Source organism: Dyadobacter sp. Leaf189, assembly GCF_001424405.1.
Classification (GTDB): Bacteria; Bacteroidota; Bacteroidia; order Cytophagales; family Spirosomataceae; genus Dyadobacter.
The window spans coordinates 300,251-321,898 of the sequence record NZ_LMPS01000004.1; the positions used below are offsets into that span (position 1 = coordinate 300,251).

Annotated in this window: 13 protein-coding genes and 1 tRNA gene; 6 read left to right on the plus strand and 8 right to left on the minus strand. The window is 47.1% G+C overall.

Annotated elements, in window-relative coordinates; all coding sequences use genetic code 11:
• Positions 1–161: 161 nt before the first annotated feature.
• The 3 genes from ASG33_RS10585 to ASG33_RS10595 form a co-directional block, all read right to left on the minus strand.
• On the minus strand, positions 162–1,604 hold the full coding sequence (locus ASG33_RS10585; protein WP_056286355.1) for a TolC family protein: 1,443 nt from the start codon (positions 1,602–1,604) through the stop codon (positions 162–164).
• 8 nt (positions 1,605–1,612) lie between these two features.
• Positions 1,613–2,857 (minus strand): efflux RND transporter periplasmic adaptor subunit, encoded by a 1,245-nt coding sequence (locus ASG33_RS10590; RefSeq protein WP_056284182.1) that lies wholly within the window; start codon positions 2,855–2,857, stop codon positions 1,613–1,615.
• A 167-nt stretch (positions 2,858–3,024) separates the two neighbouring features.
• Positions 3,025–4,311: an asparagine synthetase B gene (locus tag ASG33_RS10595; protein WP_409012514.1), complete on the minus strand. Its 1,287-nt coding sequence runs from the start codon at positions 4,309–4,311 to the stop codon at positions 3,025–3,027.
• Positions 4,312–4,458: 147 nt separating this feature from the next.
• Between ASG33_RS10595 and ASG33_RS10600 the strand changes: the two genes are divergently transcribed.
• The 6 genes from ASG33_RS10600 (at position 4,459) to ASG33_RS10625 (ending at position 15,863) form a co-directional block, all read left to right on the plus strand.
• On the plus strand, positions 4,459–5,703 hold the full coding sequence (locus ASG33_RS10600) for an ABC transporter permease (protein WP_056284185.1): 1,245 nt from the start codon (positions 4,459–4,461) through the stop codon (positions 5,701–5,703).
• 113 nt (positions 5,704–5,816) lie between these two features.
• A tRNA-Leu gene (locus ASG33_RS10605) sits at positions 5,817–5,900 on the plus strand.
• A gap of 370 nt (positions 5,901–6,270) precedes the next feature.
• Positions 6,271–10,122 (plus strand): GEVED domain-containing protein, encoded by a 3,852-nt coding sequence (locus tag ASG33_RS10610; RefSeq protein WP_056284187.1) that lies wholly within the window; start codon positions 6,271–6,273, stop codon positions 10,120–10,122.
• A gap of 176 nt (positions 10,123–10,298) precedes the next feature.
• Entirely contained in the window at positions 10,299–10,688 is a 390-nt protein-coding gene (locus tag ASG33_RS10615) for a hypothetical protein (protein WP_157474698.1), read from the plus strand.
• Between the two features lie 754 nt (positions 10,689–11,442).
• On the plus strand, positions 11,443–12,105 hold the full coding sequence (locus ASG33_RS10620) for a HEAT repeat domain-containing protein (protein WP_056284201.1): 663 nt from the start codon (positions 11,443–11,445) through the stop codon (positions 12,103–12,105).
• Positions 12,106–12,287: 182 nt separating this feature from the next.
• Positions 12,288–15,863, plus strand: a complete 3,576-nt coding sequence (locus ASG33_RS10625; RefSeq protein WP_056284204.1) for a zinc-dependent metalloprotease family protein — start codon at positions 12,288–12,290, stop codon at positions 15,861–15,863.
• 190 nt (positions 15,864–16,053) lie between these two features.
• On the opposite strand, the gene ASG33_RS10630 is transcribed toward ASG33_RS10625, so the two are convergent.
• The 5 genes from ASG33_RS10630 to ASG33_RS10650 are packed head-to-tail and all read right to left on the minus strand — an operon-like array spanning position 16,054 to position 21,551.
• Entirely contained in the window at positions 16,054–17,163 is a 1,110-nt protein-coding gene (locus tag ASG33_RS10630) for a ThiF family adenylyltransferase (RefSeq protein ID WP_056284207.1), read from the minus strand.
• A 21-nt stretch (positions 17,164–17,184) separates the two neighbouring features.
• Positions 17,185–17,943 (minus strand): hypothetical protein, encoded by a 759-nt coding sequence (locus ASG33_RS10635; protein WP_056284209.1) that lies wholly within the window; start codon positions 17,941–17,943, stop codon positions 17,185–17,187.
• A gap of 23 nt (positions 17,944–17,966) precedes the next feature.
• Entirely contained in the window at positions 17,967–19,184 is a 1,218-nt protein-coding gene (locus tag ASG33_RS10640; RefSeq protein WP_056284212.1) for a serine hydrolase, read from the minus strand.
• Between the two features lie 59 nt (positions 19,185–19,243).
• Positions 19,244–20,251: a class I SAM-dependent methyltransferase gene (locus ASG33_RS10645; RefSeq protein ID WP_056284218.1), complete on the minus strand. Its 1,008-nt coding sequence runs from the start codon at positions 20,249–20,251 to the stop codon at positions 19,244–19,246.
• Between the two features lie 49 nt (positions 20,252–20,300).
• Positions 20,301–21,551: a styrene monooxygenase/indole monooxygenase family protein gene (locus ASG33_RS10650; protein ID WP_157474700.1), complete on the minus strand. Its 1,251-nt coding sequence runs from the start codon at positions 21,549–21,551 to the stop codon at positions 20,301–20,303.
• Positions 21,552–21,648: the final 97 nt, after the last annotated feature.

A 21,648-nucleotide genomic window follows, 5' to 3' on the forward strand; every position in this document is an offset into this window, starting at 1 on the left:
CGCATTTTTAATGAGTGAATGAGTGAATGACTTTTACGGAGGAAAAGGAGGATGGAGGAACGGGAAGAAAGGTATTAACATTGATTTTGAAATAAATGCGGACTTCAGACGGTAAACACTCATACCCCCTTTCGTCCCCTTCCTCCGTCCTCCCCTTCCTCCTAATAAACTATCTTCCTTTTTGCTTCGAAATCATAAAGAGTTAATAATCTCAAACTGTAATACGACTGCCAGTAGTCTCGCAATGCCAGCACGTAATCTCTTCTGGCAATGTCTTTTTCCTGAGTTGCGATGCCGAGGTCGGTTACGCTCAGGTCGCTCAGGATGAATCTTTCTTTGGCGATCTGGTACCTTTCGGCAGCAATATCGTCGGCAGTGCGGGTGAGTTTTACCTGCTTTTGAAGCATTTGCAAAAGGGTTACCTGCGTAAATATTTCCTGTTCAAAGGTTAACTTATCCTGCTCTACTGATTGCCGTGCGAATTCCTGGTTGGTACGTGCTACTTCCGTCCGCGCCTTGTTTCGTCCCCAGGTTAATATCGGCAATACCAGCTGCAATTCGACAAACTCCCGGTCCTGCGGACTGATGTACACGTCACCAGGCACCCTGCCCTGGTTCGATAACCCGAAAGTAGCCACCAGCGACGCATTCAGCCCATTGTCCTTCCGGGCAGACTGCACGTCGCGCTCTGCCTCCAGAAGTTTCCTTTTAAACCCGATTGCTGCTGAGCGGTTCGCGAAAGCTTCGTCAAGTGCAACCTGGGTATCCACTTCAAACTCTTTCGTCTCCAATGGGATACCCAATGCAATGGCGCGTTCGTCCCTCAGGCCCATAAATAACTTCAATTTCAGCGAAGCTACTGCCGCGGCCTGCCGGGCAGAGGCGAGGTCTTTTTGCGCAGTGAGCAAACCCATTTGGAGTTGAAGAAGGTCATTTTGCGAGATTTTACCCAATTCCAGTTTATGCTGCGCAATTTTGTACAAAATATCATTGTTGCTCCTGTTCTTCTCGGCAATCTGCAGATTCACCTGCGCGACCAGCAGATCAAAATAGTACCCGGTAGCGTCAAGCGCAATCTGCTCCATGGATTGTACAAACTGCTGGTTCCCCTCCTGGTATTTCAGCGGCTGGATCTTCCTGTCCCATTTCAAAGGATTGAATTTGAAAAGCGGCTGATCAATACCAATCTCGAAAGGTACTCCATTGTACCGGGTTGTATTTCTTGCAAAATCATCAAACCGCTGCATTTGCTGCTGCACGTAAACCTTGCCACCGGTGAGCGCAATGCTCTGGCTGAGTGACAATCCCAGCAATGCATTGTTGTTGGAAACCGGCTGGAACAGGATCGTACCATCGGGCTGCACCACTTCTATATAACTCCTTTTAAATCCCGGGATCGTGCCGCTGAGGCTTAGCTGCGGTTTGTAATCGGCGAGAAAAGAACGGTACTGCCAGTAGTTCGTTTTCTTCTGGGTAGCCGCCTGCTTGGAAGCAATGGAATTTTCCCGCGCAATTTCCACTACTTCGGAGAGCGTCAGCTGCTGCACCTGTCCGTAGGCGGAGAAAGCCAGAAGCATAAATATCAAATGGAAGAAGTTTCTCATCGCCGCGCTCATTGAATGGTGATTTCTTCCAGATGTTCATACGCATTCAGGTCCGTGAGGATCACCTTCTCTCCTGCTTTCAACCCGCTTTTTACTTCCACAAAATCGAAATTGGACAAGCCCAGCTCCACGTCCCTGCGATAAGCGACGCCATTTTGCAGTACAAATACATGCTGCTTCCTCTTCCCGGTAAATGCCGGTCCATTGGCAACCCGCAGCGTATTGCTGCTCTTGTTGGTTACCACATATACCTCCACTTTCATGTTGGGCCTGAGCGATTCGTTGGTTGCATTTTCGAGCTGAATCGTAAACCCGATCACCCCGTCTTTCACAGAAGGCTTCACCTGCGTGATCATGCCGCGCATTTCGGCTTCATTGATCCTGATAATAACGGGCAAGCCCGTCTTCACCTGATCTGCATATACGTCGGAGCAGCTGCCTTCAACCCGGAAGCTGCCCAGGTCGGCGACTTTGGCCAGCATTTCACCTTCATTCACCGACGAGCCGATATTTTCGTTCACCCAGGTAAGTACGCCTTTCCGATCGGCCACGATATCGGCCATTTTCAGCTTGTGTTGCAGCTCTTTCAGGTTCTTTCCTTCAATCTGCGCACCCAGTTCGGTTTCTTTCAGGCTGGCACCCATTGATTCCCGGTTGTAGCGCAGGTCATTTTCCAGAAGGCTTTTTTCAAGCTCGGCTATTTTCAATGCATTTTCTGCGCGGGTAATGTCTTCAAAAGTACCGCCGCCTACTTTCTGCAGGCGCTTTGCATCTTCAAAATCAGCCCGTAGTTTGTTGATGTTCAAAGACTTGATCCGATCGTTGATTTCTGCATCGTACAGATCCTTGTTCAGCTTCATTTTAAGCTGATCGATCCCGTTCCGTTTCAATGCAAGCTGGTCCTGGTAACGCTCGAACTCGATCTCGGTCAATGACTTGTCAAGCTCGACCAGCGCCTGTCCCGGCCGTACCTGTGTGCCAGGCGTGATCAGGATGCGCTTGATACTCGCCCGGATCGGACTGGTAAAGATCTGCTCGTAGGCAGGAATGATCTCTCCGCTGGCTGTCAATGTATTTTCAACATCTCCGGTTTCAACCACTGCAGTCCTGATCCGCGCACTTTCCACCGTGCTGGAAAGTGATTTTCGAAAAAAATAAATAACAAACCCGAGCACAACGACGGCGGCCAGCACAAATAGCAACCGTCGGTAGCGGGCGTTTTTCAGGTAGTGAGGGGCAATTTCCCGATCCATTTCGAGGCTTTCTTTTTAAGTAAGGTTCATGGCTAATAATACCTTACCTAGTCCGAATATCATGCCAATGGATAACACACTTATCAACAGACACTTACCTCCTTTTACAAAAGCAAAAAACCGTGCGGATCCGCACGGTTTGTGTGTTATAGAACAGGAAACTGTTACTAGGTTTTCAGCTTCTTCTTTTTTGCCGCCGGAAACAGAATATTATTCAAAATCAGGCGGTACCCCGCCGAATTTGGGTGTAGGTTCAGGTCCGTCGGCTCTTCTCCCACCCGATGCTGGTAATCCTCCGGATCGTGGCCGCCATAAAAGGTGAAAAAGCCTTTTCCATGTGTACTATGAATGTATCTTGCCTCTTTCGCCGATTTGTTCTCAGCGAGAATAATTACCTCTGGCTTAATCAGCCTGTTTTTGAATGCAGTGGTTTGTCCCAAAAACCCTTTGATGATCGTCTTGTGATTCTGCGTCAGCATGCTGGGTACCGGGTCCCATTTGGCAGAAAACTGAAAGAGTGAAAAGAAATCATTGGACTCACTCAATCCACGTTCATCGGGCTGATTGTCAATGTCCGAAAACTCGATCTCGTATGGGTAAGGAATTGTTTTAAAATCCCTGAATGCAAATGTATTTTCGTAGTTCAGCTTGCTGTTTGCCGTCGGATCAGCGGGTGTGCCATCGTACATGGCGTCCACAATATCGATCCCTTCGGCAGCGAGGGTAATATCAAATGTATCCGTTGCATTGCACATCGCAAACATATAACCGCCTCCCGCCACGAACTCGGCGATCCGCTTGGCGACCGCCTGCTTCATTTGCGGCACATTTGCAAACTGGAATTTGTTAGCAGTCTCTTCGGCTTCCTTCTTTTGCTCGCGGTACCAGGGGAAATCCTTGTACTGATAAAATTTTCCGAATTGACCCGTGAAATCTTCATGGTGCAAATGCAGCCAATCGTATTCTGGCAATTTGGTACTCAGCACCTCCTCATCGTAAATCACGTCGTAAGGTATTTCCGCATAAGTCAATACCAAGGTCACCGCATCATCCCAGGGCAATTTCGATTTGGGTGAATAAACCGCGATTTTAGGCGCTTTCTGCAATTTCACCGCATCCATATTCACATCCGGCGCGCTGATCTGCGAGAGGATCTGTCCTGCCTGTCCTTCTGAAATCACCTCGAAACTGACCCCGCGCACCGTCATTTCAGAAGCGAGCTGCTGGTTGTGTGCCACCATAAAGCTGCCGCCGCGGTAGTTGAGCAGCCAGTCCATTTCCATTTCAAAATTTTTCAATATCCAGAAAGATATCCCATAAGCCTTCAAATGGTTTTTCTGACTTTCATCCATCGGGATTAAAATCCTGTTGGACATCCCTTTGAATGAGATAACTAAAAAAATGATAAGCGGGACAATCAGGCGTATCACTGGTTTGATTCTTTCCGGTTTCATGCGCAGTTTTACATATTGTAATGATTAAATATAGAAATAAAATCAACCGATCAGAAACTGTACTATCCTGTAACGTTGATTGCTATTTCGGAACCCAGGTCTTTTTAACGACGAGTAATACATTCTGGTGCATTCGCTACCGTACTTATGAATATCCGTGAAAATGTTGACGAAGGCCTCAAGTCCATTCAAAGTAACCTGCTAAGAACGGTACTTACCGCACTTATCATTGCAATTGGCATAACCTCGCTGGTGGGTATACTCACCGCCATTGAAGGAATTCAAAGTTCCGTGAACAGCAGCTTCGCAGACCTTGGTGCCAATACCTTTACCATTCGCAACCGGTACGACGACGGCTTTTTCAGCCGCGGCAGGCGCAGCAAGCAGTATCCCCCGATCAACTACCGGCAGGCGGTCGCATTTGCGCAGAAGTTTAAAGACTCATACGATGCCCGCGTTTCGCTTTCGTCGGACATTGCGGGTGCAGTTCAGGTCAATTACCAGTCTAAAAAGACTAATCCAAACAGCAGTGTAGTAGGAACAGACGATCAGTATATCGGGATCAAAGGTTACAAGATCGATCAGGGCCGGAATATTGACCGCAACGATATGGAAAAGTCGCTCAATGTGGCTGTGCTGGGTCAGGAAATAGCCCGCAAGCTGTTTGAACGCGCTGATCCGGTCAACAAGGAAATCACATTTATGGGCAGCCGGTACAGGGTTATCGGTGTTTTGCAAAAGAAAGGATCGCTCGGCGGAGACAATGATTCGGACCGCATTATTTTGATCCCGTTGGAAAACGCACGCGGACTGGCAGCCAACCAGACACTTGCTTATAGTACCACAGCCTCTGCACCCAATATTGCAGACGGGGATTTTATAGTGGAAGAAGCACGCGGCATCATGCGCACGATCCGCCAGGACCAGTTGGGTAAAGAAGATTCCTTCGAAATTGACCGCGCAGATGCGATTGCAAAGAATTTTGAAGAAGTCTCCGGGTACCTTCGTCTGGGCGGGTTCGGTATTGGCATTATCACGCTGCTCGGCGCGTCCATTGCTTTGATGAACATCATGCTCGTGTCAGTAACCGAGCGGACGCGCGAAATAGGAATACGCAAGTCGCTCGGCGCCACGCCGCGGGTTATTCGATTTCAATTCCTGATCGAAGCCATTGTCGTCTGCATTTTGGGAGGTATCGGCGGACTTTTCCTGGGGATTATTATCGGGAATGTGATCTCCACCTCTATCAGCAGCGAAAGCTCATTTGTTATCCCATGGCTTTGGATGGCAATGGGAATTGCAGTTTGCGTGTTTGTAGGAGTAATATCGGGCATTTACCCGGCTATCAAAGCATCGCGGCTGGACCCGATAGAAGCATTGCGCTATGAATAAAGAGGTTAGAAGCCTTGCGAAATTTAAATGTGAATTGATCTTAAATTTTTCCGTCTGACACTTGCTTAATCTGTTTTTCTGTCTACTTTTGCACTCCCAACAAGTAAGAGAATGCCCAGATGGCGGAATCGGTAGACGCGTTGGTCTCAAACACCAATGAGGTTACACTCGTGCCGGTTCGACTCCGGCTCTGGGTACAAAAGCCCTTCGACGCAAGTTGAGGGGCTTTTTTGCTTTCATAGCTCTATTAAAACCTCATCTTTACCCCTTGTCAGCCCTTCAATGGTTCGACTCCGGTTCAATTGACTAAACCGAAGCTGGACACGTTGTCGAAATTGGCGTGAGAAATTTGCGAACTCACCAGTATTATCGATTTAAATACGCTAGCCCATCAACTTGCTCCCTAGACGCAGGGATAGCAAGTATTTGCTATTGTGCACTGCCTACCATTTCCTGTCTTTTGTATCACAACTTACCGCTTATAGCCTTGCATTGCTTTTTGAACAAAGGGCATTGCCAGCGATAAGACCTCGCCTGATACGACCAAAAGACCTTAACTACATTCGGATGAAAACCAAATTCTACTCAACATTTTTATCAATTCTTTTGTGTCTCGCCAGCAGCGGCCTCATCAACGCTCAAACTTATTGCGCCTCCGGCGGTGGCGGAGTCCAGGATATAGTAAAGGTGGAGATCGGCACATTAAGTAATCCTTCAACTTGCAATCAAACGGCTGGCACAGGATCTGTGCCGGGCAGTTATTCGAATTACACCGAACTGTCTGCGGCGGATATCGTACGATCTTTAACCGTTCCTTTTTCTGTAAGCGTCGCCTATTGCAATGGTTATCATTCCGTTAAAATTTCAATTTGGATCGACTATAACCATGACGGAAATTTCGGCAATGGTGAACTTGCGTATCGGTCGGGAGCCCTATTTGAACCAAATCCTACTGTAACAGGTACAATCACGGTTCCGGGAGATGCATTGCCCGGCCAAACACGAATGCGTGTGATTACCGCAGCAGTTGGATATGAAGACCCTTGCGGAAGTTACGAGGGTGGTGAAACAGAAGATTATACGGTAAATATTGTAGCCCCGCCCCTTTGCAATGGTGCACCTGCACCGGGAAATACCCTTGCGAGTCAAACAACTGCTTGCTTCAATGGAACCATTGATCTCTCATTCTCATCAACTTCCGCGCTCAACAGTGCTGAAGCTGTCGGTTTTACTTACCAATGGTTTAACAATGCCGGTCCTATTGCGGGTGCTGTCAACCCAACCTACACGGCGACCATTACAAATGCCGACAATTTCTATTGTCAGGTCACATGCAGTCAAACGGCCCAAACAGGCCAATCGACTCCGGTTGCCATTAGTTTAATACCTTTTAATGAATGCTATTGCAATTCTATTGCTAACAATACCACAGGTCCGGACATTTTTAATGTCACGGCAGGGACACTGAACAACGCTTCTGATCTTTCTCAAACCGGAGGGGCCGGCTCCGTTATCAATAGATATTCCAATTATACAACCGTGATTAATGCGCCTGTGTTTGATGGATTAGCTACAATTCCATTTTCAATACAAATTGGTGCAAACACTGGCAACGCCGCCACTTCCATCTGGATTGACTACAATCAGAATGGCATTTTCGAAAGTCCTGATGAACAGGCTTATCAAACCGCAGTGCCAAATTCAGGAAACCAGACATTGACCGGTTCTTTTACGATCCCTCCAACCGCTTTGCCGGGCACTACGCGGATGAGAGTTATTACCAATGGCGGTCAAAACCCGGTAGGCTCTGCATGTGAAAATTATGGAGAGGGAGAAACCGAAGATTATTTAGTCAGCATTGGGGAACTTCCTGCATGCACCGGTGACCCGATACAAACCAAAACCATCGCTACACAACTTCCCGTTTGCCCGGAAGCAAGGTATACTTTTTCTCTGAGTCCAGTCATTTATACAACTGGCAACACCTATCAATGGTTTAATGACGCCGGACCCATTGCAGGTGCAACTAGTAACACTTATACCGCTACAATTACAAGTCCCGATAACTTTTATTGCGAAGTAACCTGCCCCAATGGCTCAAAAACAACAAGGTCAATTCCTGTTTCGGTCTTGTTATGCTATTGCCCTTCTGCCCCCCAATATGCGCCATCAGCAAATATTTCTAATGTAACAGCAGGAACATTAAACCATTCGACTACTGTTTCTGAAACCGGCGGACCCGGTTCCGTGGCGGGTAGCTATGGCGACTTTACAACCGTGGTGGACGCGCCCGTGTTTAATCAATTAGGCACGATTCCATTTTCAATTACCTCTGGCGCGACCTCTTCTCCTTTCTATACTGCTATCTGGATAGATTATAACCGCAATGGCACTTTTGAAAGTCCGGGTGAATTCATCACTCAGGCACGAGGTGTTCAGGAATTAACCTTCGGCGGTTCTTTTACGATCCCAATCACTGCATCGCTAGGGGTTACCCGAATGCGCATCGTTATGAATGCTGGCCAAGCTCCACTAAATTCTGCCTGCCAAAATTACGAAGCAGGGGAAACGGAAGATTATCTGATCCATATTGTACCACCTCCTCCCTGCACCGAAACTCCGTTACAATTAAATGCAGTAGCCACGCAAAACCCGGTTTGCCCGGAGGTGAGTTTCACTTTCTCACTCAGCCCTGCGATAAATACTGCCAATAACACGTTTCAATGGTATAATAATGCTGGTCCGATTGCAGGTGCTACGAATGCGACATACACTACGACCATCACAGGTCCTGACAATTTTTACTGCGAAGTAACCTGTCCGACCGGCGCAAGCACAACCATATCCACACCGGTGGCTGTGCAAGGTCCTTACCTGTATTGCTCCTGTACTTCCATTTCAAGCGATGCCAATTCTGCGGATATAGCCAATGTTACGGTGGGCGAATTGAATAATTCCTCTACCTGTGGTCAGACCGGAGGCCCGGGCTCGGTGCTCAGCAGATATTCAGATTACAGCTCCCTCGCTGCTGCTCCGAATCTTACAGCAGCAAACACGATTCCGATTTCTATTGGGATGACTAGCTGTGGCGCTTTCTTCACTAGTTTTACGTCTGTCTGGATTGATTTTAACCATAACGGAAGTTTCGATGCGCCAGGGGAAAGAGTGTATCTCTCAACAGAAAACTTTGCACCGGAATACACTTTAACTGGTTCTATCACCATTCCGGAAACTGCCCTGCCAGGTTTAACGCGCATGAGGGTTATATCCGGCAACGGTGACGTAACTGAAAGTGCCTGCGGAGCTTATCGCCTGGGCGAGACGGAAGATTACCTTGTCAATATTGTCGCCCCGGCTTGCAGTGGCAACGTCTCTCTTCCGACTGCGGCAACGACCAACACGCAAAATGTAGCCTCAACGCCCCTGGTAGCCAATGGTTGTGAATATATAGCCAAAGTAGCACCCACAAACGGCTTTACGGAAGCTACTATCAAGAGCTGGCTTGAAACAACCCCACCTTTCAGCTATGTGCCGCGGCATTATGAAATTACACCAGCCACCAACGCTAACACAGCAACCGGCACGGTAACCTTATACTTCTCACAATCCGATTTTGATGCCTATAATGCAACCATAAGTGCCGGCCTTTTACCGACCGGTCCGGATGATGTATCAGGTATTGCCAACTTCCAGATCGTTAAATTTGCAGGGACCAGTCCGACAGGCTTGAATTATTCCGGGTCGCCCACATATATCCCAAGCGGCGCAAATTCTTGGAATGCAGGAGATTATAGCTTTGTTTGGAATGCAACCAATTCCATTTGGGAAGTGACATTCCCTGTATCAGGATTTAGCGGCTTTATAGCGAAATCAATTGCGCAACCTTTACCGGTGACATTAATTTCTTTCACAGGAAAAGCCGTTGAGAAAAGCAATGAGCTTACCTGGAAAACCAGCTCCGAAGTTGATTTCAGTCATTTCGAAATCCAAAGGAGCATGAATGCAAAAACATTTGAAAAAATAGGCACGCAAGCACCAAACGGATCACGCACTTACACTTTCATTGACCCCAAAACACCTTCCGTAAAAGCATATTACCGCCTGAAAATGATAGATCTGGACACCAAATATGCTTACTCAAAAACAATTGCATTGGGAAGCGATACAGAAAAAAACCTGGTCGGAAATTTCTATCCAAACCCTGGTTCTGATAAAGTATACATCGAAATTAATGCAATTACGAAAGGCACTTGGAACATTACCCATTATAACGTATCAGGGAGAGTACTATCTCATAAAAGCAAGATTTTACAACCTGGGTCCAACATTATTATGATAGACACGCTGTCTCCTGGTTTAAACATTCTAAAGTTTGACAACGGAAGTATTACCGAAATCAGGAAAATAGTAAAAGAGTAGCGCTTTCCGACGGAACATAACTCAGAAAAGCTGATCGAAAGGAGAAGCATTTAATGAACTTAATGCAGATATCTGGGTCATACAATTGCAAATCATCCAGCATCCGGTTCGACATTTGTTTCGTTGCGGATACAAAAGCCCTTCAACGCAAGTTGAGGGGCTTTTGTCATTACTAGATGACTCAACGTTTACTTCCTGCAAAAAGAACTAATGCCCCATTTCATGTCTCTTTGCGTGCAGCAGCTTGCTACCTACTTGTTTTATTTCTGACCAGCATTTCGTCTGGTGCGCTGGCTTCCACATTTTATGTAAAAGAAAACGGAACGGGTTCGGGGACTAATTCCTGGGCTAATGCAAGCGGCGATTTGCAGGCAGTCATCAATGCTGCCGTTGCCGGGGATGAAGTGTGGGTGGCCGCTGGTACGTATAAACCCGGTGGGAATGGCAATACTGATCGTGCTATCAGCTTTGCCATGAAAAACGGGGTGAACCTGTATGGAGGCTTTACAGTCAACGAAACTTTAATATTAAAATGGAAAATCGTTATGAGCTCTTCGAAAAATTGATTCGACGTTTGTCCGGCTCTGGGCACAAAAGCCCTTCACCCTTGGTTGAAGGGCTTCTTTGTTTACAAATTCTATTCAAAATATAAAATTGTACTTCTTCCGGTATAATTGCATGCACATTTATGGTTCAACTCTGGTTGACAGATAAAGTGAAACTCTTAGCCATTTCGTAATTACGAAGATTTAAAAAAAAAGAAATCGGTAGATATTTTGGGATAACGATTTATTTTTAATTAATTTTTCAGAACATTTAGCCCGCCTAGCTTTTCTGCTAGAGAACATTTGATCACAACTATATTTAGAGAATTGAATATAGTTTCCGTTTTGGTTTAGCTAGATACCGACGGTGATATCGAGTGTTTTTATTGAATTACCAAAAAAATTTCTTGTTGATTTGCCTGCTTTGCTTACAAGTATGTGGCTTGTGCCATATCATTTTGTATGAAACAGTGTGATACTGTTTGGTAATGTCGCTGCCCCAGCTCCGAGTTAGATTTTCATGACAACTCAACCTTACACTTATGCAAATCTTTACAGTTTCTTCTTCTTTTTTCTCGCTTCTCGCCGCGCTTGCTATTTTACATCTTAAAAAAACGATGCGGCAATTGGTCGCCTGATCATTTTCTTAGCCCAGCCATTCTTTATTATTAAAGTATCGGGATCCGACAGGCGTCCACTGGAATTACTGTGCCCTGATTGTGGGTAATTTTTACAATACAAATCATCATTTCATCTGACTCAACTCAAAGAATTTATGAAGGTAAATATCCTACTGTTTATGGTAGTCTTCATGAGCTACCTGAACCTCCACGGCCAACCTTCCCGGCCGGAAGTTGACTTAAAGACGTTTGTAACGCGCGAATATATACATGGGCTTCCTTATGATGAGGCAAAATTATATGGTGTTACCGCGGTTCCTGCACTCCTTCTTATGCTTAATAATCCCGACTTCGAACGATTTTGGGGAAACATAGTAGCCGCTATCGGATATATTGGCAACCCATCTGCGACAAAGCCATTGCTAGAATTTATTCAAAGCCAGGAAGGTGAAATTTCCGTAGACAGATTCCGCGCTGTTTTATCAGCATTTCAGGCTCTTGGGCATATTGCTCAAAGTGGAGACAGGCTGGCTTTAACTGAACTCGCAAACTACAATAACCTGAATAGTTGGAAGGAAAAGAAGCTTGCATTCAGCTACGGCATTTATAAAAGAGAAGCTTTAAGCGAGGTATTAAGCAGACAAGCTATTCAGGGTCTTGGTATATCAGGCCGGCCGGAAGCTTACAGGATTTTAAGCGAAATGAGTAAAAGGAAAGATTTGCGAAAAGATTGGATAGACAATGTTAATGACGCAATGTCATTGAATGAGAAGGTCAAAATGTATGGTGCAAGAAAACTATTCGGAAAGGAAATATAATTATGAAATCACCAACGCAATATTCCGATCAAAGATTAAAGATAGTCTTGTTCATTGTGGTATCCTGCCTTTCTATAAGTTCGTTTGCTCAAATCAATAAGCATATCGATCCGTCTCCTATTAAACACAAACACAGCCTCACCTTTGGAAAACATCCGGCAGTCCCAGCTGCCGATTTTACAATGGAGAAAGCTACTGCAAGTCTCGCTTATGGAACCAAAATTCTTCAGGAATGTAACAATATTGTAAATGATGAGCAGGATGTGGCATGTATGGTCACAGTGGCGCCGTCCGGATCAATGGGAACTTTTGGCGCTGCTGACGATCAAATGGATGTGATCAATACGCAGGCTGAGCTGAGGAAGGTCATGGATGACAAAAGTGCATTCGTGAAAATAGTTACCGCAATTATGGGCAGTGCCAAAGAGCTTGTTTGCGGCACCACAGGTTCGGCACTCGCATGTGCAGACACACCTGGCTCATCGATTATAATTGTGTCCGGACTAAGTAACGAGACCACGGGAGAAGTACTGATGCACGAGTTCGGTCATAGCAGAGGTTTACCCCACCGGGATTCCCCCGGAAATCCAATTATGCACACCACAAAGCTGGGGACGAATGAAGTGAACGCAGACGAGGCAGCAATGTTCCATAAAGATGGAGCTGACGACGGGCCAAACCGTCCCGCCGACATTGTATTTGTAGTGGATGATACCGGAAGTATGTCAGAGGAAATCGGTGGTGTTCGGCAGGGGATCATTACCTACCTGAATAAGTTTGCTTCCAGCGCGACGTGTACTGGTACCGTTTTTCAATTGGTGACCTTCAAGGACGATGTCACCATCCGGCCTCCGACGAGTGATCTGAGTGTGATCATAGCACAGGTATCAGCATTGTTCGCCTCAGGTGGGAGTGATTGTCCGGAAGCTTCTGTGGAAGCACTTAAGGCTGTCGATCCGCTGATCAAGGATGGAGGAAGTATTATCCTCTACACCGACGCCGATGCGCATGCGGGACAAAGCAAGGAATCCGTTGTGGAATTGTACAAGATTCTGAGAAAAGTGTCGGTAAGCACCCTTTTGTCAGGTACCTGCAGCGGAGCGTCTTCTGTTTCGGTCTCGAAAGGGGAAAGCAATCCGGGAGATACCTTCCCGCCATCAGACAACAAGGACGGCAAGCCCGGCGTGAATCTCGTCAATGACTTAATTGCCGCCGAGTCTGCCATAGATACTTACTCGTTCATCGCACAGGAAACGGGCGGTATATTCGTGTTTTTCCCGGATGTCAACAGCGGAAATCCGGCAGACACTGAGAGGTTTCAAAATCTGGTCTACAACCTGATCGTAGGCGGCGTTTCCAGCGCAGTTACCCTGATAGCGCCGTCGGCCGCTCCGGTAGGCAGTGAGTTGACATTGACCGTCACGGGTACAAACACCAATTTCAATAGCTCCTCATCTGTAGATTTTGCTGGCGACGATATCACCACGGGAACCCCGACGGTCATTTCCACGACCAGGATAGAGATCCCTGTTAAAATCTCTGCTGGTGCAGTTCTTGGTTTCAAAGATGTGACCATTACTACAACGCTGAACGGTGGCGAGACAGAGACCGCCACGGGTATCGGATTATTTTCAGTAACTCCGGCAACGCTCGCGCCAACCATCACCAGTATAACTCCTCCAACTGGCTCAGTTGGACAAACGTTAACAGTCACAGTAAATGGGGTTAATACCAATTTCAACAAAAGTTCGGTATTGAACCTGGGAGAGGATATCAGTATCGTAAGTACTACTGTGTTGAGTGCAGGTGAACTGCAGGCAGATATCCAGATTGCCGGCAACGCGGTAGTAGGTTTCCGGAACGTAACTGTTATCACAGACTCGGAAGTGGCGACGGAAAATGTAACCGGCCCCTTCCTGGTTACCACAGCCGGGTGCGCGCCTGTTACAGTTGCCAATGTTACAATCCCGTCCGGGTCCAGCGCAACTGTTAAAGCTGTCGGATGCTCAGGCTCGCTGTTATGGTCGACCGGAGAGACTACCGAATCCATCACCCTCGGGCCACTCAAAGAAGATATGGTCGTTTCTGTAACCTGTACAACCGGTGCCTGCGAAGTCACGGCAATTGCAACGATAACCGTCAAGCCTGTGGTAGAAACGCCCCTTGTATTCCAGGCCCCTACCTTTGACTGTACCACTGGTGCTTTTAAATTTAACATAACCGGTGGCGACGGAACAACCATTACTTACGCAGCCGAAGGAATTACGGTATCTTCAACTGATCCGAACCAGTTTATAGACCTGGACGTGCTCGCATCACCGACCGCCGGACCAATCACTTTATCGGCAACGCAAAGTGGCGTAACCATCACGTATATCTGGAATATCCGGGAAGCCTGCCCGGTCGAGCCACCCGTGGGCGGCGCGCTGGTATTGCTTGCACCTATTTATGATTGCAAAACAGGCGCATTCACTTTCGTGACCTCCGGAGGCGATGGAACGGCGATCAGCTTTGCAGCTGTTGGTATCACGGGCTGGACTACAAATCCCGATCAATTTGTAGATTTCGAGCTCCGAACCGCAGCAGATGCCCCGTCGATCACTTTGTCGGCAATGCAAAGCGGTGTTACCGTCGCTTATGTATGGAGTATCCGTGCAGTGTGCCCTGTGGAGCCGCCTGTGGGAGAAGCATTGGTATTGCTTGCGCCAGCTTATGACTGCAAAACGGGTGCATTCAGATTCAAAACTAGCGGAGGCAATGGTACGGCAATCAGCTTTTCGGCCATTGGAATTAGCGGCTGGACGACGAATGCAGATCAGTTTGTGGATCTCGAACTCCGCACGGCGCCGGACGCGCCGCTGATTACTTTGTATGCGATGCAAAGCGGTGTTACCGTCAGTTATGTCTGGAATATTCGTGAAGTATGCCCATTGGAACCGCCTGTGGGAGACGCATTGGTATTGCTTGCGCCAGCTTATGATTGTAAAACGGGTGCATTCAGATTCAAAACTAGCGGAGGCAATGGTACGGCAATCAGCTTTTCCGCCATTGGAATTAGCGGCTGGACGATGAATGCAGATCAGTTTGTGGATCTCGAACTCCGCACCGCACCGGACGCGCCGCTGATTACTTTGTATGCGATGCAAAGCGGTATTACAGTCACTTATGTCTGGAATATTCGTGAAGTATGCCCGCTGGAACCGCCCGTGGGGGACGCGCTTGTCATGCTTCCACCAGCGTATGATTGCAGTACGGGTGCAGTCAGGTTCAAGACAATGGGCGGTGACGGCACATCCATCAGCTTTTCCGCGGTAGGTATAACCGGTTGGACAACAAATCCTGACCAGTATCTGGATTACGAGCTCCGTACCGCCGCCGACGCACCGTTGATCACGCTTAATGCTGTTCAAAGCGGAGTGACAGTCACTTATGTCTGGAATGTCCGGGAAGTCTGCCCTGTTACTCCGATCAATACCCGCATGGGCGTGGCTGAACCAACTACTGTAACGCAGATCTCGGTATTGGGTAACCCGGTATCGGGCAGGGAGATTGCGGTAGAGGTGAGAGGGATGAAAGGCAAGTCCTTGCTCTTGGAATTGCGGGATGTGCGTGGCCGGGTTGTGGAAGAAAAACGCGTTACATTAACCGGAGATGTTGAAAAGGTACAGCTCAGATCACGCCATTCTCCTGCACTCTATTTGTTACAACTGAGCAGCGAAGGATTGAATAAGGTGCTGCGCATTGTTACAACTGAGTGATCCGAAGGTTTCAACCGATTAGAATAAGCAGGTATTTTTGAAATGGCATTCCTGCTCGGAAGATAAACTCTGGGCAGGAAATATTTGGCCCGAATACTGATTTTTTTTCTACTGCCAATGTGGTGCTAATAGTGGATCTTGACAAGTACATCCAATCGATTTCGATAAAAAACCAAATAATCGGAGCCATTCAGACTCCGATTATTTGATCTATATCCACATAATATCTTCCTGACTTCACATTGGTGCCGAGCAGGATTTTTCGACAGCTGTCTGCAGTAATAGCACCGCCTAATGCCACCGAGGAAGCCAGTTGCGGCCAGGATAAAATCGTCTTGCCTATCTGAGTCATAGAAATTTTCAACCGATCCGAAATTTTGCTCATATCGATGATCGAACCTACCAATTCTATTTTCTCTTCCGTTGTCAGATTCCCCGAAAAGCCAGCATCAACATCGTTCAACAATCCGTGGAAGACCGGGCGTTCCGGCTCCATATCAAAACGCTCAATGTCGATCATTCCGCGATCGCTGGTGTCCATCACCACCGGGATTCCATATTCACGCGCCTTGTGCCGGGCCATGAATTTAACATCGATGCCATCACATACTTCCACCAACACATCAAGCTTCCCTCCCTCTGTAAGGAACTGATCAATACTGCCTTCCGAAATTCCACTCCGGTAAACCTGCACTTTAATGAACGGATCGATCTCTGCGATAGCCCGGGCCGCAACAACCGCCTTGTTCATGCCCAGATTGTGCGTGCTTGTCTGAATACGGTTGAGGTTCGAAAGTTCAATCTGATCATAGTCCGCCAGGCGCAGCTCGCCGACTGATCGCTCGGTGGCGAGCGTCATTGCAACAGCATGTCCGATTGACAAGCCAATGATGCCCACTTTTTTTGTTGATAGAACCTGTTGTTCCCCGGTGGTAATTTTACAATTATTCCTGTTTGTCCTGACTTTATAAAACGCTTCGCAGTCAAGCAGATGGACCAGCCTCCTGCTCCATGGGTAAAACACCCAGACACCATATTCCGCATATTTCCGACCATCGAGATGTTTCCGGATTTCTGCCTCTGCCTGCTCGTCATCTAGTTTCTTAACAGCGTTTTCAATTTTTACCAGTTCAAAAAGCTGATCGTAGATTGTATCAAAAATCATGACATCAGGATTTCGTTCCAGTAGAAAGTCCAGCCTTTTCTTGTCATCTACATCGTCCAGCTGATAAAAGACAGGCTTAAAAGTGTCGCTTAAATGCTCCGAAGATTTGTGGTTGCACTTCGTCATTGAATCCATGAGCAATGATTAAAAGGTTTATCAAGCGAAAGACGGCAACTGCTGGGCGGCATTGGTTTTTGCAAAGAAATTATCGCCCAACACCCCCATTCCGTATCTGCACACAATACCTGCAAGAATGGCCTGGTTCGTTTGTTGTTGAGAAATACGCTCGACCGAAGACAGAACCGCCGCAGACGAGGTCGGGAATTTGAATCCCGGATAACCTGCGCTGTTTTGCTTCGCCGTGATTCCCTCCATCATCGGCAGAAGATCTGCATGGAACCTGACCGAGCCGGTCGAACAGGAGTAAAGAAAATACTTGGCATTATCCAGGATTGAAATCCCGACCGCCGCCAGCATGGCGAACCTGCACAAACCCAGGCCCCGGAATTCGTCGGATACTGCAACCCTGCTCAGCTCAACGGTCGCATCTTTATAGCCCGGCCGTCCCTGACAATCCAGATCAAATGCATATTCCGTCGGCAGAACATTTGAAAAGTCAGGCTTGATTTGCAGATCAAACTGATGGTTAATAGTTTGCAACTGCTTTTCAATTGCTGCATTAACCTGTCTTTTGACAACCCTGATTGTTGCAATCTGCCGCGCTCCTGAAAATATGCCGATCAGGTTTGCTTTCCAGTCACTGGGCAACAGATCGTACTGGTTGTCCATGTATTCGCCGGAATACTCCTTTTTATAAACTTCTCTTCTTAAAGTAAGATGATCAACTATATCTGTCTCACTTTTCAGTTCCCTTAATTCGAAGTTCTCGATGAGATGATGAAAGTTAAATGCCATTGGAGCTGATATTAATGTAATTGTTACAACTCTTTAAAAGAAGCCTCATACATCTGCGACAGCACCGCAGGATTGGAGATCTGGCTGTGTGTGGAGGTAGCGAATACTGCAACCTGCACTTTTCCAAAATCCATGATCATCGCTTCGCAATTATTTTCTTCGCCCTTTTTCCAGTAATAAATGCTCTTTTTGCCTGCAACGCTTCCGTCAAAACCGAGTAGCTTGGATTTCATCCTGTTGAGGTTATCAAAGCTGACAATCCTGAACTGGGCAACTGCTGATTGTAATTTCGCAAACTGCTCTGCACTCATGTACAAGCCGGTCACTCCGCAGTCGACCAGGTGCTGCACCTTTTTCGTTCCCGGCTCATCGCCATTTTTGGTAGGGTATCCCTTGCTGGCCTGCGAAGATGGAATAGTGCCTTTTTCGTTCCAGCCGCCCCAGTCGATCACACTTGCACTTTCCAGTGCAGCAGCCTTGAACACATTCTCTCTCACATAAGCACGGAACTGTTCACCATACTCAAAAAAATTGTCATTCGACTGTTCCAGCCTGTTCAGCTTTGTGCTGTTTCCTTGTATAGCGAGCTTCTTCGCTTCCAGATAAGGCAATATAATGCCAAGCAACAGGTAGTTCACGTCGTCGTTTTTAACAGTCTTGGCTTCAAAAACAGCTTTGTTCACATCGCCTGAGACTGTCAGTGACAGTTTGTAATGGTCGTGGTAATCAATCAGCCCGGTCTGGTGCGCCAGCAGTCTTTCAAAGGTTAGCGTCTTGAATTCCTTACTTGGCTTCCAGTATTTGGGCAGGTAAGGCCACACCGCTGAACCCAGGTCTACCTTATGCTTTTGAAGTGCGTGGATCACCGCAATGGCCGTTACATATTGGCTCACCTTAGAAATTTCCTGTTTCGCCATTGCGCTGTGGAATTGCAAAGGAGTATCGACAGGTTTGCGCGCAAAACCATCGCCGCCATTGGACACATAATAAGGAACACCGTCATTGTAGATGGTGTAGCCGTATCCCGCCACGAGCGGCTCCATATATTCTTCTATTTTCTGTGCGAATACATGTTGGTCAAACTTGGTAGGAACCCCGAACTTGGCCGCACGCGTGGAATCCGAAATTTTTTCGGTAGTAACCTGCTCCGAAAGCAGTTCGTCTTCCCGGCAGCTGGTGGCAAACAGGGACGATAGTAAGACAAAACAGAATGTACCGGATTTTAAAAAGCGATTTTTCATCTTTGAGTTAATTGAGAATTTTTGATTGGTATGGATATAATTGAATTGGGTAAGCGAGACTAGTTCATGCAGAGTGCTGACTGCTCTGCGGATAATGCGCTGCGGATTTTGAGGAACAGATTAATGCCCAGCGGCTCCTGTTCTACGGTGATGTTTGCACGATTCACACCCGCTTCCATGGAGAGCCGGATAAGCTCTTCGGGACTTCTGTGAATCAGGAACCATTCGCCGAAAATTTCCATGTAACCGCGGCTCGGATTGTTTTCTGAAAAGTTACCGATCAGGATCTCACCGCCAGGTTTTAGGAAAGTAAGCAGCCGTTTGATAGCCATGATAAACACGCGATCTTCAAAATAATCAAACAGACCAGCCGACCAGATTACATCATACTTCTCAGCTCCTGAAAAGCGCAGAATGTTTTTTCTGCAAAAATGAACCTGATCTTCATAGGGTTGACAAAGGTTACCTGCAAAAGAAATGGCATCGGAATCAATATCCACGCAAGTTGTTCGCAGCGTCTGTGGATCGATCATTTGATACAACTCGAACAGGTCACGCGCGGGACCGCTGGCTACATTCAGCAGGTTGAGCGGCGATTTGCGGTCTTTCAGTTTGGCCAGCAATTTGTCTTTAAAAAATGCTTTCCGGTTTCGCACTGCCTCTGTTGCCGCGTGATAGTGAAAGTAACGGTCCCACTTTTGGTAATCAGGATGGTTGAAACTGTCGTATGTATAGATCATATCGATCAGCGCGTAGTCGCCTGCATAGCCTAACGGTTTGCGATACACGTAGCCGTGAATGGTGTTGGCTAAAAATTCATTACCAAAAATGCTTTGCAGGAAAGCAGTTTCCATTTCCCCTATCATCCCACTTTGCTTCATGCGGTATAACTGCTGCATAATCTGGTCGATGATTGGATACTCCTGTTCGTCAGGCCCGCCGTTCGCCAGCATCTGGCGCAGCATGGAGATCGTTTGTGACTCGAATACAAAGTCTTTTTCTGTTGGAACGGAGACATAGTTCTCCTGTTCTGCATCTGAGACAGATGCGAAGTTGAGCTTGTTCATTGTTTGAATTTTACGTGTGAGTAAGTAACGATTGGGTATCGCAGGCCTGTTACACGACAGGCTCTGCGGTTCGGGTTTTGCTGTTCAGGTATTTTCTAGCCTCTTCCGCATCGTCGAGCCAAGGGAATAATGCGGGCGGGTGGTTAAAGCCGTTTACAAAATCAGAGGCGATTTCAGGATTTTCCGTGGCGGCTTGGAGCACTTCCACCACGTGCGGCTGTGCGGGTGCCAGAAATATGTCCGAGAACCGGTTTGTATATTTCGAATACTCCCAAAATGTCTCAAAAGTCTCGTTCATCCAGGCTACGTCAAAAGGTTTGTCGCCTCTCGCAATGATCGCTTTGGCGTACACGTTGGCCATCTTGGACGCATTATTACCTCCTTGCCCAACGATAGGATCATTCAAAATAACTGTATCCCCTACTCCGAGTACTGCCGCAGTTGAGTTGAGCTGTACCACCGGTTTACGTACTACCGGCGTGAACGAACCTTTTAAAAATGCATTGTCGGCGATCACCTCCGCATTGGCAAAGGCCGGGTAGCGCCATGGCATTAATGTCCGCATCATTTCTTTTGCTTTTGCGAGCAATTCTGAGGCAGTCGTCGCGTCATCGAACACGTCCATTGGCCCGCCGGGAATGCTTTCGACCAATATAAAAGAACATTGAATATCGTCTTTCTGATAAAATGGCGCGGTAATGATTTCTCCGCCGCCCATTAATGCATCCAGGGTGATGGAAGTAAATTTTGTTTTTTCGGTTTGTTCAAAATCGTTGATGTGCAGCTGTACAAGCTTCCGGGCCGGTTTTTCGTGTGTAGAGCGCTGCTCATCTTTTGTAAAAAGCCTCGCGAGCGGGCCCTTTCCCGATGATACAATGACAAGATCAAACTGCGCTGTGCATTCGAGCAGATCAGAAGGTGTGGTGTCGCTCACTACGAACTTACCTCCCAGCCTTTCAAAAAGCTTGATCCATTGGTAAAATTTAAGACGCTGATCAATGGAAACACCGGGCTTGCTGGTGCGTGATTTAATACCGAAAGCGAAGTTTCCGTCCGGCTTACCGAAATTGATATTGAAGCCTGTGGAATGATAAGCTGTGTCGTTCCAGAAATCGAGACCAAGCTCGCGCTCCAATTGCAGCGTATCGTGAAAAAGATAGGTTGCTCCAGTCGGCGGACCGTTGAAGATCTCTTCGGCAGAACGTTCCGAAATGATCGTCACGTCATATCCGCTTTTTACAAGTCTGATCGCCAGGTGCAACCCCGACTGCCCTGCTCCCATGATTGCTATCTTTCTCATCGCGCTTTGTTTTTGCATTTGATTTTTTGAACACGACAAAGGTAAGGCGGCGCAAAGGGGTCAAATTGAAAGAAGTCCTAAAAAAGTATAAAAAATT

Coding starts and splice junctions, on each gene's coding strand:
- ASG33_RS10585 (WP_056286355.1), bottom strand. CDS start 1,604: ATGAGAAACTTCTTCCATTTGATATTTATGCTTCTGGCTTTCTCCGCC.
- ASG33_RS10590 (WP_056284182.1), bottom strand. CDS start 2,857: ATGGATCGGGAAATTGCCCCTCACTACCTGAAAAACGCCCGCTACCGA.
- ASG33_RS10595 (WP_409012514.1), bottom strand. CDS start 4,311: ATGAAACCGGAAAGAATCAAACCAGTGATACGCCTGATTGTCCCGCTT.
- ASG33_RS10600 (WP_056284185.1), top strand. CDS start 4,459: ATGAATATCCGTGAAAATGTTGACGAAGGCCTCAAGTCCATTCAAAGT.
- ASG33_RS10610 (WP_056284187.1), top strand. CDS start 6,271: ATGAAAACCAAATTCTACTCAACATTTTTATCAATTCTTTTGTGTCTC.
- ASG33_RS10615 (WP_157474698.1), top strand. CDS start 10,299: ATGACTCAACGTTTACTTCCTGCAAAAAGAACTAATGCCCCATTTCAT.
- ASG33_RS10620 (WP_056284201.1), top strand. CDS start 11,443: ATGAAGGTAAATATCCTACTGTTTATGGTAGTCTTCATGAGCTACCTG.
- ASG33_RS10625 (WP_056284204.1), top strand. CDS start 12,288: ATGGAGAAAGCTACTGCAAGTCTCGCTTATGGAACCAAAATTCTTCAG.
- ASG33_RS10630 (WP_056284207.1), bottom strand. CDS start 17,163: ATGGATTCAATGACGAAGTGCAACCACAAATCTTCGGAGCATTTAAGC.
- ASG33_RS10635 (WP_056284209.1), bottom strand. CDS start 17,943: ATGGCATTTAACTTTCATCATCTCATCGAGAACTTCGAATTAAGGGAA.
- ASG33_RS10640 (WP_056284212.1), bottom strand. CDS start 19,184: ATGAAAAATCGCTTTTTAAAATCCGGTACATTCTGTTTTGTCTTACTA.
- ASG33_RS10645 (WP_056284218.1), bottom strand. CDS start 20,251: ATGAACAAGCTCAACTTCGCATCTGTCTCAGATGCAGAACAGGAGAAC.
- ASG33_RS10650 (WP_157474700.1), bottom strand. CDS start 21,551: ATGAGAAAGATAGCAATCATGGGAGCAGGGCAGTCGGGGTTGCACCTG.